This window comes from Gaoshiqia sp. US2 (assembly GCF_059705485.1).
Map to the genome: position 1 here is coordinate 5,329,457 of NZ_AP048550.1, position 14,624 is coordinate 5,344,080.

The 14,624-nt window shown below is 45.7% G+C and carries 14 protein-coding genes; 7 read left to right on the top strand and 7 right to left on the bottom strand.

Features of this window, described 5'->3' with window-relative positions:
• Position 1: 1 nt before the first annotated feature.
• The 3 genes from AC6H3C_RS21495 to AC6H3C_RS21505 all read left to right on the top strand — a co-directional run bounded on the left by AC6H3C_RS21495 (position 2) and on the right by AC6H3C_RS21505 (position 1,979).
• A complete protein-coding gene (locus AC6H3C_RS21495) occupies positions 2–475 on the top strand; it encodes an ExbD/TolR family protein (RefSeq protein ID WP_497517601.1) in 474 nt (157 codons plus the stop codon).
• 69 nt (positions 476–544) lie between these two features.
• A complete protein-coding gene (locus tag AC6H3C_RS21500) occupies positions 545–883 on the top strand; it encodes a cupin domain-containing protein (protein WP_497517602.1) in 339 nt (112 codons plus the stop codon).
• A gap of 538 nt (positions 884–1,421) precedes the next feature.
• Positions 1,422–1,979, top strand: coding sequence for an ATP-binding cassette domain-containing protein (locus tag AC6H3C_RS21505; RefSeq protein WP_497517603.1), 558 nt, complete (start codon positions 1,422–1,424; stop codon positions 1,977–1,979).
• Between the two features lie 289 nt (positions 1,980–2,268).
• Here the strand turns inward: AC6H3C_RS21505 and aspS are convergent, their stop codons facing one another.
• Entirely contained in the window at positions 2,269–4,023 is a 1,755-nt protein-coding gene (gene aspS / locus AC6H3C_RS21510) for an aspartate--tRNA ligase (protein WP_497517604.1), read from the bottom strand.
• 90 nt (positions 4,024–4,113) lie between these two features.
• Between aspS and AC6H3C_RS21515 the strand changes: the two genes are divergently transcribed.
• Entirely contained in the window at positions 4,114–4,554 is a 441-nt protein-coding gene (locus tag AC6H3C_RS21515) for a nucleoside deaminase (protein ID WP_497517605.1), read from the top strand.
• A 32-nt stretch (positions 4,555–4,586) separates the two neighbouring features.
• On the opposite strand, the gene AC6H3C_RS21520 is transcribed toward AC6H3C_RS21515, so the two are convergent.
• Together AC6H3C_RS21520 and aroB are read right to left on the bottom strand one after the other, a co-directional pair.
• Entirely contained in the window at positions 4,587–5,813 is a 1,227-nt protein-coding gene (locus AC6H3C_RS21520; RefSeq protein WP_497517606.1) for a 3-phosphoshikimate 1-carboxyvinyltransferase, read from the bottom strand.
• Between the two features lie 16 nt (positions 5,814–5,829).
• Entirely contained in the window at positions 5,830–6,900 is a 1,071-nt protein-coding gene (aroB, locus tag AC6H3C_RS21525; protein ID WP_497517607.1) for a 3-dehydroquinate synthase, read from the bottom strand.
• 100 nt (positions 6,901–7,000) lie between these two features.
• Here aroB and AC6H3C_RS21530 point away from each other — a divergent pair, with 100 nt between their 5' ends.
• From AC6H3C_RS21530 to AC6H3C_RS21540, 3 genes are read left to right on the top strand one after another with little or no spacing between them, the layout of a single operon-like run.
• On the top strand, positions 7,001–7,453 hold the full coding sequence (locus AC6H3C_RS21530; protein ID WP_497517608.1) for a hypothetical protein: 453 nt from the start codon (positions 7,001–7,003) through the stop codon (positions 7,451–7,453).
• Between the two features lie 53 nt (positions 7,454–7,506).
• Positions 7,507–8,613 (top strand): DNA-processing protein DprA, encoded by a 1,107-nt coding sequence (gene dprA / locus AC6H3C_RS21535; protein ID WP_497517609.1) that lies wholly within the window; start codon positions 7,507–7,509, stop codon positions 8,611–8,613.
• 44 nt (positions 8,614–8,657) lie between these two features.
• Positions 8,658–9,977 (top strand): DEAD/DEAH box helicase, encoded by a 1,320-nt coding sequence (locus AC6H3C_RS21540; protein ID WP_497517610.1) that lies wholly within the window; start codon positions 8,658–8,660, stop codon positions 9,975–9,977.
• Positions 9,978–10,026: 49 nt separating this feature from the next.
• Here AC6H3C_RS21540 and AC6H3C_RS21545 read toward each other — a convergent pair whose 3' ends face one another.
• The 4 genes from AC6H3C_RS21545 to AC6H3C_RS21560 form a co-directional block, all read right to left on the bottom strand.
• Positions 10,027–11,619, bottom strand: coding sequence for a sensor histidine kinase (locus AC6H3C_RS21545; RefSeq protein ID WP_497517611.1), 1,593 nt, complete (start codon positions 11,617–11,619; stop codon positions 10,027–10,029).
• Positions 11,620–11,681: 62 nt separating this feature from the next.
• Complete coding sequence (locus tag AC6H3C_RS21550; RefSeq protein WP_497517612.1) at positions 11,682–12,245, bottom strand: manganese efflux pump MntP; 564 nt, start codon at positions 12,243–12,245, stop codon at positions 11,682–11,684.
• Positions 12,246–12,353: 108 nt separating this feature from the next.
• Complete coding sequence (locus AC6H3C_RS21555) at positions 12,354–13,298, bottom strand: bile acid:sodium symporter family protein (RefSeq protein ID WP_497517613.1); 945 nt, start codon at positions 13,296–13,298, stop codon at positions 12,354–12,356.
• Positions 13,299–13,404: 106 nt separating this feature from the next.
• Positions 13,405–14,559 (bottom strand): alkaline phosphatase, encoded by a 1,155-nt coding sequence (locus AC6H3C_RS21560; protein ID WP_497517614.1) that lies wholly within the window; start codon positions 14,557–14,559, stop codon positions 13,405–13,407.
• Positions 14,560–14,624: the final 65 nt, after the last annotated feature.

A 14,624-nucleotide genomic window follows, 5' to 3' on the forward strand; every position in this document is an offset into this window, starting at 1 on the left:
TATGTCAAAATTCAGAAAGAATGACTCTAAGGAATTACCACCAATTTCAACAGCATCATTGCCCGATATCGTGTTTATGTTGCTCTTCTTCTTCATGGTGAGTACAACGATGAGGGAAGTTACCATGATGGTACAAATTCACCTTCCTGAAGCAACTGAACTTTCCAAACTGGAGAAAAAATCATTGGTAAGTTATATTTATGTGGGAACGCCGCATAGACAATTTCAAAATGTGTTTGGCTCTGAGCCTCGTATCCAGCTGAACGACCAGTTTGCCAATGTATCGGATATCATCGATTACGTTACAAACGAACGTGAAACCAGGGACGAAGCAGATGTGCCCTTTATGATTACATCCCTGAAAGTGGATGAATTTACGAAAATGGGTATTGTGACAGACATCAAACAGGAGTTGCGTAAAGCTTCTGCCTTGCATATCAACTACTCATCCCGTAAAAGAACGACTAACGATTAGTCTTTTATCTATTATAATCTTGAAAAGGGAAGCTTTAAGAGTTTCCCTTTTTATTTTAAATGAATGAACATGGCAACCTTATTATTTGATCAGACTCCCTACGAAAAAGTTCGTGAAGGTCTGGAGCGAAAAATCATTCATACCAATAACCTGATGACGGTATTGATTGACTTTTCGGGTGGTCCCTGGGCCGAGCCGGAACCAATGCACAGTCATCCGCATGAACAAACCTCATATATTGCCGAGGGGGAAGTCGTTTTCTTTTGTGAAGGTGAAGAGCCGGTTCGGCTAAAAGCCGGCGATTTGTTTGCCGTTGCATCGGGCAAAAAACATACGATCCAACTGATCACTGAAAAAGCGCGTCTGGTGGATAGCTTTAACCCGTTGCGCGAAGATTTTCTGAAATAAAAAGAAGCCGACGACGAGTGTCAAGAGGCGAATCCTGCGTGAAGCAGAGAACAGTCGCAAACTGCCTCGTTACCACTTCGCTCAAACGACGGGCAGACAGGACATGATCAGGTTATCCTGACAGATTCCTTCGCTGCCGCCGTTTTATAATTCATCTTCTGACAGACACTCATTAACGGGCGTTGCGCCCGACAGGGATGATACTCCTTGATTGCTTGTTTTCTAAATTAGCTGTGTGTAAGATTTACTACGTCAAGTTTTGTAATTTGGAGAGCAAAACCGGAATCACAACCACCAACCGAAGCAAGACCTCCTGATGATCTATAAATTCAGGTTGGGAAACTGACGAGGAAGAAATGACAAGAGTCGGATTATGATTACACGGTTGCTGCTATATTACATCGAATAAAAAAATCGTATATTTATAATCGAAAAATTTAACAGGCAAGTGAAAATGAAAATATAATTTCTTTTAGATAAATCATAATTACAACTGCCAAACGGTTGTCGAATTGTTTAATCTTTAACGAAAGAAATTATGTTGATTCTGCAAAATATTTCATACATACACCCAAACAAGGATTTACTGTTTTGTAACATTAACCTTACAGTAAACAATCATGAAAAAGTAGCGTTAATCGGCAACAACGGGACAGGAAAATCTTCATTATTGAGAATAATTGCGGGTGAACTGCAAGCCTCAAGCGGGCAACGAAGTGTCGATACTCACCTCTGCTACATTCCACAGATTTTTGGACAATACAACCATTTAACCATTGCGCAAGCATTGAAAATTGAACACAAACTCAATGCTCTGAAAGATATTTTGAACGGAAATATAGCCCAAGAAAATTTCACTTTACTTGCTGATGACTGGACTATTGAAGAACGCTGTAATGACGCGTTGCAATATTGGCAATTAACCGATTTGAACTTGTCGCAAAAAATAGGAACATTGAGTGGCGGGCAGAAAACAAAAAATTTTCTTACTGGTATTTCTATTCATCAACCCGAATTGGTTTTGTTAGACGAGCCAAGCAATCATCTGGATATCACAGGCAGACAACTATTCTTGACGAACCGACAAACAATTTAGACATTCAAAATGTGGAAATACTAACAGCTGCCATAAATGAATATCAGGGAACACTGATTGTTGTATCTCACGATGAAATATTTTTAGAACAGATAAAAATAGAAAGGATAATTGAACTCTAACAATAAGTACAGCAGTTAATCGGAAAACTCTCCCCGCCAGCAGATACTGGCGGGGAGAGTTTTCTTGTACAGCGTTTTTTTAAGTTGCAGGCAACTTTTTCGTAACACGAGAGTGATATTCGATATTTATTTTAAACGTTTCGGGCAGCCCTCTCCCCCCTCTGTTATCAATCTTTTTTTAGATCCAGTTTGATATTCAGTTCGCTCAACTGGGCATCTTCAATCGGCGATGGCGCATCGTTCATGACGTCGCGGCCCGAGTTGTTTTTCGGAAAGGCGATGGTGTCGCGGATACTATCTAAGCCGGCAAACATGGATACCAGTCGGTCGAAACCAAAAGCAATACCGGCATGTGGCGGAGCGCCGTATTTGAAAGCGCTCATCAGAAAGCCGAACTGGGCTTCGGCCGACTCTTTCGTAAAACCTAACAAGTCGAACATTTTCGACTGGAGTTCCGAGTTGAAAATCCTGACCGATCCTCCGCCAATTTCAACGCCGTTAATGACCAGGTCGTACGCATTGGCCCTTACTTCTCCCGGATTGGTGTCGAGTAAGGGAACGTCTTCGGGTTTTGGCGACGTAAACGGATGGTGCATGGCGTAGTAACGTTGTGTTTCCGGGTCCCATTCCAGTAAGGGAAAGTCTACCACCCACAAAGGTTTAAAGGTGGTTTTATCGCGTAAGCCAAGTTGATTGGCCATTTCGAGCCGAAGTTCGCCCAAAGCATTTAGCGTATGTGCTTTTTCTCCGGAAAGTACCAGCAGCAGGTCGCCCTGCTCTGCACCAAATTCACCGGCCCAACACCTCAGCTCGTCTTCCGGGTAGAACTTATCGACTGACGATTTGATGCTGCCGTCGGTATTCAGCTTCACATACACCAGGCCTTTGGCGCCTATCTGCGGGCGCTTTACCCAATTGGTCAGCTCATCGAGTTGTTTACGGGTATATTCGCTGCATCCTTTGGCACAAATTCCGCCAATGTATTCTGCCTCATCAAAAACTTTAAAATCTTTTCCTTTTACCAGCCCGGTAAGCTCTTTAATCTTCATCTCAAAGCGGATGTCGGGTTTGTCCGATCCGTATTTTTCGATGGCTTCTTTGTAGGGCATACGCTGAAAGTCGCCTACTTCAATGCCTTTTACTGTTTGAAACAGGTATTTGGTTAATCCTTCAAAGGTATTTAACACGTCTTCCTGCTCCACAAACGACATTTCGCAGTCGATCTGGGTGAATTCGGGCTGACGGTCGGCTCGCAAATCTTCGTCGCGGAAGCATTTCACAATCTGGTAATAGCGATCGAACCCGGCCACCATGAGCAATTGTTTGAAAATTTGCGGCGATTGCGGAAGCGCGTAAAATTCACCCGGGTTCAAACGCGAAGGAACAACAAAGTCGCGGGCCCCCTCTGGCGTCGATTTCATCAATACCGGGGTTTCCGTTTCAATAAAATTCTGATCGTTCAGGTACAGGCGTACTGCGTGGGCCATTTTCGACCGGAGAATCAGGGTATTGCGTACCGGGTTCCGGCGCAGGTCGAGATAGCGGTATTTCATGCGAATATCGTCTCCGCCATCGCTTTCGTCCTCAATGGTAAAGGGAGGAACGGCCGAGGGGCTTAAAACAGTCAGCCTTTTGACTTCGATTTCGATGTCGCCGGTAGAAATATTTTTATTTTTACTGCTGCGTTCGCGAACCAGTCCGCTTACCTGGATCACACATTCGCGCCCGAGTTTTTTCAGGTTCTCGTTAACTTCGTCCGATGTATTTTCGTTAAAAACCAGTTGGGTGATTCCGTAACGGTCGCGTAAGTCAACGAAAGTCATTCCTCCCAACTCGCGTTTACGTTGTACCCAACCGGCTAAGGTGGTTTCTTTTCCCTGGTGTTCCATGCGCAATTCACCACAGGTGTGCGTTCTGTACATAGTGTTGTTTCTTTTTGTTTGCCAGCAAAAATAAACAGATTTTGCCATTTAAATTGTAGGTTTGCCAATATTATTGAATTGATTTTTAGCATGGAGCCATTTGATGATGTATACTTTATGAAAAAGGCATTTCAGGAAGCGCGATTTGCCTACGACAAAGGCGAAATTCCCGTGGGAGCGGTTGTTGTTGCCAATAACCGGATTATTGCCCGGGCCCATAACCTGACCGAAATGCTAACGGATGTGACCGCCCATGCCGAGATGCAGGCAATCACGGCAGCCGCTAATTTACTGGGGGGTAAATATTTGAATGAATGTACCTTGTATGTTACGCTGGAGCCCTGTGTCATGTGTGCGGGTGCGCTGGGATGGGCCCAGCTTGGGCGCCTGGTTTATGGCGCTACCGACGAAAAACGCGGATTCACGCGATTTGCCCCCAAAGCCCTGCATCCAAAAACCGAAGTTACCCCCGGTGTGCTGGCAGATGATTGCGCCGATTTGATGACGGCTTTTTTCAGGGAAAAACGATAAACTTCACGAAAAGGAACCGGATTGTCCCCGCATTATTCTGAGATTTCGAAACCCACTTGTTTTAAATCTTCATAATATGTTGGGTACGATTTGGTGATGACCATCGGATCGTCGATCTCAATTTCTCCAAACATGGCAGCAGGGGCAAAAGCCAATGCCATGCGATGGTCGTGATAAGTTAAGATAAGCGGCGTTTCTTCTTTTCTGAACGGAAAAGCGCCGTCCCAGGATAATTCTCCGTGACGGGGTTCTTTTACTTCAGCCCCAAACCGGGCCAGTTCGTTTTGCAGGGCCGATATACGGTCGGTTTCTTTAATTTTTAAGGTTTCCAGTCCGGTAAAATGAAAAGGGATCTGCTTCAAAACACAAAGAACAGCCATCGTTTGGGCTACATCCGGATTTTCTGAAAAGTTTAACCGGAGGTGTTTGGGTTGAATCAGGGCTGTTTTTTTCAGAATCACGCCGGTGCCGGTATCCCGGCTTTCAACGCCGAATTGCTCAAACCAGGGAGCAATGGAGCTGTCGCCCTGTAAGCTGTTTAGTTGAAGGTTTTTTAGTTCCACCTCTCCTTCGCCGGCCAGGGCCAGCAGCTGGTACCAGTACGAAGCGGCAGTCCAGTCGGCTTCAACCGTAAAAGGTATGGGCCGGTAAGTTTGCTCGTTGATGCGGATCTCATTCCCTTTCCACACGGATTGGACGCCGAATTGTTTCATCAGGTCAAGTGTCAGCGCGATGTAAGGACGTGAGGTGATTTTATTTTTTAAGCGTAAGGTTAAGCCTCCCTGGATGGTGGGTGCAATCATCAGCAGGGCCGAAATGTACTGGCTGCTGACACTTCCGTCCAGTTCCAGGATCTTTCCTTTTAAGCGGCATCCGGTAATTTTCAGGGGAGGATAACCCTCGTTTCCGAGGTATTCAATCCGGGCCCCCAGTTCGGTCAGGGCATCTACCAATAGTTTTATCGGGCGTTGTTTCATCCGTTCAGAGCCGGTAATGGTCCATTCGCCAACAATTTGCGACAAAAAAGCCGTCAGAAAACGCATGGCTGTACCGGCGTGGCCAATGTCGAACGAGTTGGTGTTTGAATTCAGGACCTGTTGCATGACGATCGTGTCGTCGCTGTTATGCAGGTTCTGAATCTCGTAGGGGCTGTAGCTTAAGGCATTCATGATCAGCGCCCGGTTGGCAATACTCTTCGAAGAAGGCAGGTTGACGACCCCCTTAATCAGCTTATCTGGTTTGGAAAGCAAATATCTCATATCCGGATTTTTTAAATCAGACCGTCAGATTCCGGTAAAAATCAAGCGCTTCGAAGATCAACTCCTTGGAGCAGTCCTGGTTTATCTCCACCTGTCCGATTTTCGACAATAAGGTGAAATTGATCCGGTTGCCTTCATTCTTTTTATCGTGGGTCATCAGTTCGTACAAAGCGTCGTAATCATCCGGGCTGATTTCAAATTTTCCGTATTTACGAAGCAGCCAGCCCGAAATGTGTTGCAGTTCCGAATCATCGAATAAACATCGTTTTGCCGACAGGTACAGCTCAACAATCATCCCGTAAACAACAGCATACCCGTGTAAAACCGGTCGTTCCTGGTATAAGGCGTAGCTCTCGAAAGCATGCCCGGCAGTATGGCCGAAGTTCAAAGCTTTCCGGATGTTTTTCTCGGTCAAATCATTCTGCACATGCCAGTCTTTGATGGCAACCGAGTGGGCAATAATCTCCTGCAGCCTGCCGTAATCGATCTGTTCAAGATCGTAGTCCTGCAGTTCCTTCCAGTGGTCCGGGCTTTTAATGAAGCCGTGTTTGATCATTTCGGCATATCCCGAAAGAAAGTTCTCCCGATCAATGGTTTTTAAGAAATTGGTATTGATCAGGACGGCGTCTGGTTCGTTAAAAACGCCGATCTCGTTTTTCAATCCGTTGAAGTTGATGCCGGTTTTGCCGCCAAGCGAGGCATCAACCTGGGCCAACAAGGTTGTGGGGATATTTACAAAGGCCATTCCCCGCTTAAAGGTGGATGCAGCAAATCCACCCAAATCGGTTAACATACCACCACCCACATTGATCAGCAGCGATTTGCGGTCGGCGCCGTATTTCGAGAGCGCTTCCCAAACTTCCTCCACCGAGCGGATTGACTTGTTTGTTTCGCCACCTTTTATGACAATTTTACGTATGTTTAATTTGGAAATGATCACTTCAATGAACGGCAGGCATAACAATTCGGGTCTTTCTTCCGTTAAGAGGAATACTTTACCTTCGGGAAAAGGGGCAACAATTCTTTCGAGTTCCGGTTCAATCTGTTGGGAGAAGATAATATTTGAATGTATTTTTGACGGAGCCATTTTCATCTGTTTTTTAGGTGATGGCAAAGTTAAAATTATTTTAGAAGTCCTTATAAATTAAAAGTATCTTGCTGGCATTATTTACGATTTAACGATTGCTATGGAAATTTCAAACAAAAAACGAACGGTCAGGATTAAACGCGGTTTTAATTTAATAGTGGTGAGTTTATTACTCGTTACCATCTTTTTTGTTTGGAAAGAAAATAATGCCGGCGCTTTAATCGCGGGAGGCGTGCTGGTTATTTTTGTTGTAGCAGTTATTTTCGTGAATATCAATTATGTATATTACAGCTCTGTTGGAAATAAAATACTGCTCCGCTATTATCCGGTTATCACCTTTTTTGGGAAAGATTACAGCTCCATTGAATTTGATAAACATTTGCTTTATTCCGCGAAAGTTAAAAAAGTCTTTTTATTTTCGGATTTATACCTGGCCATACGGACGAGTAAAGGAATAGCCGAATACCCCGAAGTCAGCCTGTCAGGCATGTCGCGTGAGGATATCAGGGCGATTCAAAACGACCTGCACGAATTACTTCAACTTGTCCATTAGCATTTGCTAATTTGCTCGGAAAGGTTTAAATTTATCATAAACCTTTTAGTCCAATGAGTTATCCTGAAGAATTAAAATACCAGATCGCGTTATCATTAATTCCCCTGGTTGGCAGTATTACCGCCAAGAACCTGATTGCTTATTTGGGTAGTGTTGAAGCGGTGTTTGACGCCTCAGAAAAAACATTGACGAAGATTCCGGGCATCGGGAAAGGAATTGCTGACAATATCATCAAGGCAGACGTTTTATCCCGGGCTGAGGAAGAGATTGAGTTTATGAAGCGCAACGGTATTCAGGCTTTCTTCTATTTAAATGATGATTATCCTGTCCGCTTAAAATCGTGTATGGATGCCCCCTTGGTGTTGTTTTCAAAAGGAACAGTCAATTTTAATAACGAGAAGGTAGTTGCAATCGTTGGGACCCGGAATGCCACAGACTACGGACGTAAAATATGTGACGATCTGGTTGCTAAAATGGCCGAACGGGGAGCTTACTGTGTTGTAAGCGGATTGGCCTATGGGATTGATGTTGCGGCTCACAAAGCCTGTTTGAAACACGGGATTCCAACAATCGGCGTATTGGGGCATGGCCTGGATTGTGTGTACCCCTCACTGCACCGGTCAACAGCCGAAAGGATGATGGAAAACGGCAGTTTGGTCAGCGATTTTCTGAGCCGTACCATTATCGACAGGCAAAATTTTCTGCGGAGAAACCGAATCATTGCCGGACTGGCTGATGCCACCGTCATTGTTGAGTCGGCAGAAAAGGGAGGATCGCTGGTTACGGCTGATATTGCCGGTTCGTATAACCGCGACGTATTTGCCTTTCCGGGCAGGAGCGCCGATAATTTTTCGCGGGGCTGCAACCGGCTGATCAAAGAAAATAAGGCTAACCTGATCGAAAACCTGGATGATTTGGAGTATTTTATGTCGTGGCAACAAAACATTGATAAACCGCGAAAAATTCAGAAACAATTATTCGTTCAACTGAATGCGGAAGAACAAAAAATTGTGGACGCGCTTGAAACCGGTGTCTTGTACATCGATAACCTATGTCAAACGGTTGGCCTGCCGATGGGACGCGTTTCTTCACTTTTGCTGGGACTCGAGTTCAATGGTCTGGTGGAGAGTTTGCCCGGTAAGATGTACCGGTTAAACTAAACGCGGTTTCTGTGTCTCGGAATTTGAATGTATCTTTGCCGCCTATGATAACTTTCGAAGATCTAAAAGTCAATAAGTCAATTTTAAAAGTCCTGGAAGAAATCGGCTTTCAATCGCCTACCCCGATCCAGGAGAAAGCGATCCCGGTGATTCGTTCAGGCGTTGACGTGTTGGGTATTGCCCAAACCGGAACGGGGAAAACAGCTGCTTACTTATTGCCCGTTTTTATGAAGCTGGTGAAAGCCGAAGGAGACGACCCGCGCGTCCTGATTTTAGTTCCAACACGCGAACTGTCCATCCAGGTGGGCGAAGACATTGAAGTCCTGACACGGTACAGCAACCTCAGGTACGCGGCAGTTTACGGCGGAATTGGCTGGACGAAACATGCTGAATTGATTAAGCCGGGAATCGATATTCTGGTGGCTACGCCGGGACGACTCATGGATTTGTACCGGGCGGGCGCCGTTTCATTCAAAAAAATAAAAACCCTGGTGATCGACGAGGCCGACCGCATGCTCGATATGGGTTTTATGCCGCAAATCCGGCAGATCCTCGAAATCATCCCGGTTAAACGTCAGAACCTGCTTTTTTCGGCTACCTTTAACGAAAAGGTGGAAGAAATGAGCCATGAATTTCTCGACTTTCCGGAGCGGGTTGAGGTAACGCCATCGGCTACCCCGGCGCAGTTGATTCAACAGTTCTATTATAAAGTACCGAATATCCGGACAAAGCTGAACCTGATTCAGCAGTTGCTGGAAGACGAAGAAACCTTTAACCGGGTATTAATTTTTGTGAAGACAAAAGAACACGCCGACAGTTTGTTTAAAATCATTAAACGGAAGACGGAAGGTGAAAAGCGAATCCTGCATTCAAATAAGGGGCAAAGTACCCGTATTAACGCGATTAATACCTTCAAAGAAGGAGATGTCCGGATTCTGATTTCTACCGATATTTCGGCCCGGGGGCTGGATGTTTCGTTGATCTCGCATGTGATCAATTTTGATTTGCCACAGCGTTACGAAGATTATGTGCACCGGATTGGACGGACGGCGCGTGCCAATAATCGCGGCGAAGCGATCACGCTGGTTGATCCCGCCGAAGAGTATCATTTGCATAAAATTGAAAAAATGATCCGGATGGAAATTCAGGAAAGGGAGCTTCCTGAGAATCTGGTTATAACTGAAACTCCAAAAACGGAACGGCAAGAGCAGTTGCGGGAGATCGATCGTCAGAAAAAACTGGAAAATCCTGATTTTAAAGGGGCATTCCACGAAAAAAAGTACCGTCCGTCTGCCAAGCCGTTAAACCCGCCTAAGCACCTGTCGAAAAACAAACAGTACAGAAAGGGCGGCGGCAGGAGATAGCCAGGGTGAAAGGACCCGTGCAGGGCGTCTTTTTTATTCGGGGTTGAAATCAGTTCACCGAAAGAATAAAATAAAACTGGCAACCTTCTCCGGGAAGGGCTTGGCTTGAAACGCCCACTTCGCCACCGAGTTTTTCCACAATCCGCCTGACAATAGGCAGACCCAAGCCGTTTCCTTGCGCCCGTGTTGTTTCTAACCTGACAAACCTGGTGAATAGTTTTTTCTGGTCTTCGGGCCTTATGCCTTCCCCGTTATCCTTAATCCAGAACTTAATCCGGTTATGACTGTCAAGCGCGTCGAAACCCAGTTCAATGACCGGGGGCTTTCCTCCGTATTTCATGGCGTTGCTGATGTAATTGATCCAAACTTCTTCGAGCCAGGCCGGGTGCGAATTGACGGGCGGCCATTTTTCGGGTTTCAGGATGACGGCCTGGTGTTGCCTGATGGAAGTATCCAGCCGTTTTTCACATTCCGAGATGACCTGCTCCATATCCACCGGCACCAACTGAACGTCCTGCTGCCTGATGGTGGACATAGTCAACAGTTCATTGATGACGTAAAGCGTTTTTTCGGCCGAAGAACAAATCATTTTGTTTATTTCAAGAACATGGTTGTACTGTTTGTTTTTGATCTCCGCCTCCATCAGTTCGGTCAACGGGATTACCGCGCCGATGGAGTCTTTCAGGTCGTGGGCTACGGTATGGGCATAGGCGTTCAGGTCGGCAATCAGCCTAGCATTTTCTTCAATTTCTTTTGTGAGCTGCTGGTTCGAAAGCAATATTTTTTCTTCTTCCCGATGCGGCAAAACTTCGGTTAATTTTCTGCCGATCAGATTTTTGTGTTCGGCCTGGAGCAAAGCGAGCATCGACTCGTTGACATCGGCGATCCGCTGTTGATAATCGATGAGCAATACAGCATCTTCCATGATATTGATCAGTTTGTTGCGGGCCAGCGGAATGAGCTCGAAAGCGCCGAAACGGATATTAATGTATGCCAGGATGGCGCCGGATACCAAAAAGCAGGCGGGTGTCCAGTCGAAACCGGGGATGGGGTTGATTTTGAACACATAGATGATATTGCCGGTAACCGGAACAATGCAGGCGATAATAATCAGCCAGGCAGCATGATCGGTTTGCCTTGTTGCCTGTTTGATCAGACTCAGGATGTTGATGACGCTTAGGCTCAGAAGCGTATAGATGCAAATGAAAATGATCCAAAAGAAAGGGCCATACCGGTAAATAGTTGTATTGTTCTCCGGGTCAATGGCTGCTTCCCTCCAGTGCAGGTGATGTATATCGTTGGTTAATACCAGCGCTATCAGGATAATGGAAGTGAAAAACAAGCCCGTCCCGGGTTTTGGAGATGCGTCGCGGATTTCTGATTTGAAGTGTTTGGAGAACAGGTAGAAGCAGACCGGCGTGAATACAATCCCCAGATAGGATAATTTTGACCAGAAAAGTTTGGCTTCCAGTGCCGTGGCCGAGTATTCGAGGCAATAAAAAATAGCCCAGGTTGCTGTCGAAAGCTGCATCAGGGTCAGGTATTTCATCCCCGGCGATTCTTTGTACTGGTACATGTACAGGCTGATCATGATCCCGCCAAATGCAGTGAAGGCTAAAAATATACTTAATAGACTTATCAAGTACGTCCCTGATTCAGTTAACATGAAAGTTGAATTAGTATATCGAATTGGACGTAAATATATTAATTAGCCAGTAAATGTTCAAGCAATATTTTCAGACCGATGGAGACGAGAATGGCGCCGCCCAGAATCTCGGCGTATTTATTGATTTTTGGACCGGTTTTTTTCCCGATTAAAACGCCGGTCATGGAAGCCAGAAAAGTAACTGCCCCGATAATGATAATAGCCGGGATAATTTTATCGAGCAATATGGCCACACTGAATCCCACCGCCAGGGCGTCGATGCTGGTTGCAATGGCAAGCACAACGGCTACTTTCATGTTCAAGGGGTCTTTTATTTCCCGGCTTTCTTTTGAGAAGATATTTTCGGCAATCATTCTTCCGCCAATGGCCGACAGCAGACCAAAACCAATCCAATGATCAAATGGATCGATTAAATGACGGACACTGCTTTCCAAAAGCCAGCCGATTAACGGCATGAATGCCTGAAAAACGGCCAGAATGAGCGCCAGTTTCACTGCCTGGAAAAAGCGGATTCGTGGAAGACTAAGCCCGCTGGTAACCGAAACGGCGAACGAATCGAAAGATAGTCCCAAAGCAATTATGAAAACTGTCGCGTAGTTCATGTGTATTAAATGCGCCGCAAAACTAATAAAAATCGTTCAACCAATCGGGCAAATTGACAGGGCCGATTGATTCTTTTCGTATTGATTTTGATCATTCTTTTTCGTCGATCAGGCCAACACCGTTTTGTTTCCCCAGAAAGTGGCCAGCGCCAGTCCGCTTACAATATGCCAGACACCCCACCACGCGGCCACAACGGCCATGCCTCCCAGGGCGAGGTTCGGAGGAAAAATTTTAGGGTTAAAAATCAAGGCCAAAGCCAGTCCGGAGTTCTGAATCCCCGTTTCGATGGCGATCGTCCGCCTGTCCGGGATCGGCCGTCTCGTAATGGTGCTGAAAAGATATCCTACGCCCAGGGCCAGGGCATTATGGATCAGGACAATGAAAAAAACGAGGTGTACATATTTCAGGAAATGACTGAAATTAGCCCAAAGTAAGATCACAACCATCATGATGAAAAATATCACCGAACCGGTTTTGAGGAGTTTCTTAATTTTTTCGGTGGTTTTGGGAAACTTGTAAGCAAAAAGCAATCCGGCAATTACCGGGATGCCAAGTAAAATAAAAACGGTCTCAAACATTTGCCATTGATCAATTTCCAGCGGCCTCAGCAGCGCACTCGCCGAATGATTGTAATACCGGATGTAGAAATCGCCCCATAAAGCAAAGTTCATCGGGGTGATAAATATCGCGTAAATGGTGGCAATTGCAGTTAAACTGACCGACAGGGCGGTATCAGCCTTGGCCATCGAACTGATGAAATTGGAAATATTTCCTCCGGGACAGGTTGACACCAGGATCATTCCCAGAGCGATGGTGGGTGCAGGGTCTAAAATTAAAACCAGCAAAAAGGTGAAAAACGGCAATAATAAAAATTGGGACATCATCCCGGTAATCACTGATTTCGGCCTTTTTACAACATCAATGAAATCGGAAAACCGGATATCGAGAGCAACGCCAAACATGACAAAAGCAAGCGCAATATTTAAAAATAACAGGCCTGAAGGGGAAAAATTCAGTTTGACATGATCTAATGCTTCCATCGATGGGTTCATAAGTCGGGTTTATATGAAAGAGGTCAAAAATAAAAAAAACTATTGACAGGTCTCAATACTTGTCAATAGTTTTAAAACAGTCTGGTTTGCAATGGCGAACATTCCGTTATTTATTCTCAATCAAGGAGATGATTTTTTTGGCGATATCTGTATTATCCATGATACCGGTAAACTGCTCTGCCCCCGGGCCAAACGCGAATACGGGGACCATCACGGCCGTATGACCGCCGGTTGTATAGTTTCCTTTTACCATACCGGTTTCCAAATTGCCCCCGGCAAGGGCAAATCCGCCGGTCTCGTGGTCTGCCGTAACCACAATCAGCGTTTCTCTGTTGTTTGCTGCAAATTCGAGCGCTACGCCAATGGTACGGTCAAAGTCGAGCATTTCTTCAATCAGAAATATGGTGTTGTTTTGGTGCCCCCCCCAGTCGATCTGAGATCCTTCGACCATCAGGAAAAATCCTGCTTTCTGATTACGCAAAAGCCTGATGGCTGTTTCTGTCGCTTTCGGCAACAGATCTCCGCGCTGCGTATACCGGGCGTTGTGTTCGGGCGCGGTTAAGCCGGCCAGTTTTCCCGATTTAACGGCTACGATGTCATCCAGCTCCGTGAGTACCTGGTAGCCTTTGGCTTTCAGATCGACCGTCAGATCGCGGCCATCTTTTCGTTGGGTAAAATGGTTGTAGCCTCCGCCGATAAATACGTCAATGTCGGTATTCAGGAAGTCAGCGGCAATTTCTTCATATCCGTTACGGGATGGCTGGTGGGCAATAAACGAAGCCGGAGTTGCGTGGGTAATGGCCGAAGAGGAAACAAGTCCGGTCAATTTTCCTTTACGTTCAGCAATTTCGAGCATCGTTGGCTTTGCCATGTCAGCGGTGTCCACTCCGATGGCGCCGTTGAGTGTCCGGTAGCCGCTCGACAGGGCTGTTCCCCCGGCAGCCGAGTCGGTAATGTAGTTGTTTGCCGAATGGGTATTGGAAAAGCCAAGGCGCTTGAAGTTATTCAGGAATAGTTGTCCCCCGTTTGCCGTTACGCCAGCCGAAACCTGGGTTGTTCCCATTCCGTCGCCAATCATCAGGATGATGTTGCGCGGTTTTTTTGATTTCGCCCTGTCCACATAGGTTTTTACCGGGTAAAAGTTTTTTTCTGCTGAATAAACTTTTACCGAATCTTCCGGTGAGAGTGTCTTATAGTTTTCCTGCCCGTAAGATCGTTGGAACAGAAAAACAGATACCAATAAAATGATTGTTTTTTTCATCCGAATACCTGATATTACAATTACAAGGCCCCAAAAATAGGCGTAATATCGGTAATCGGGTTAAT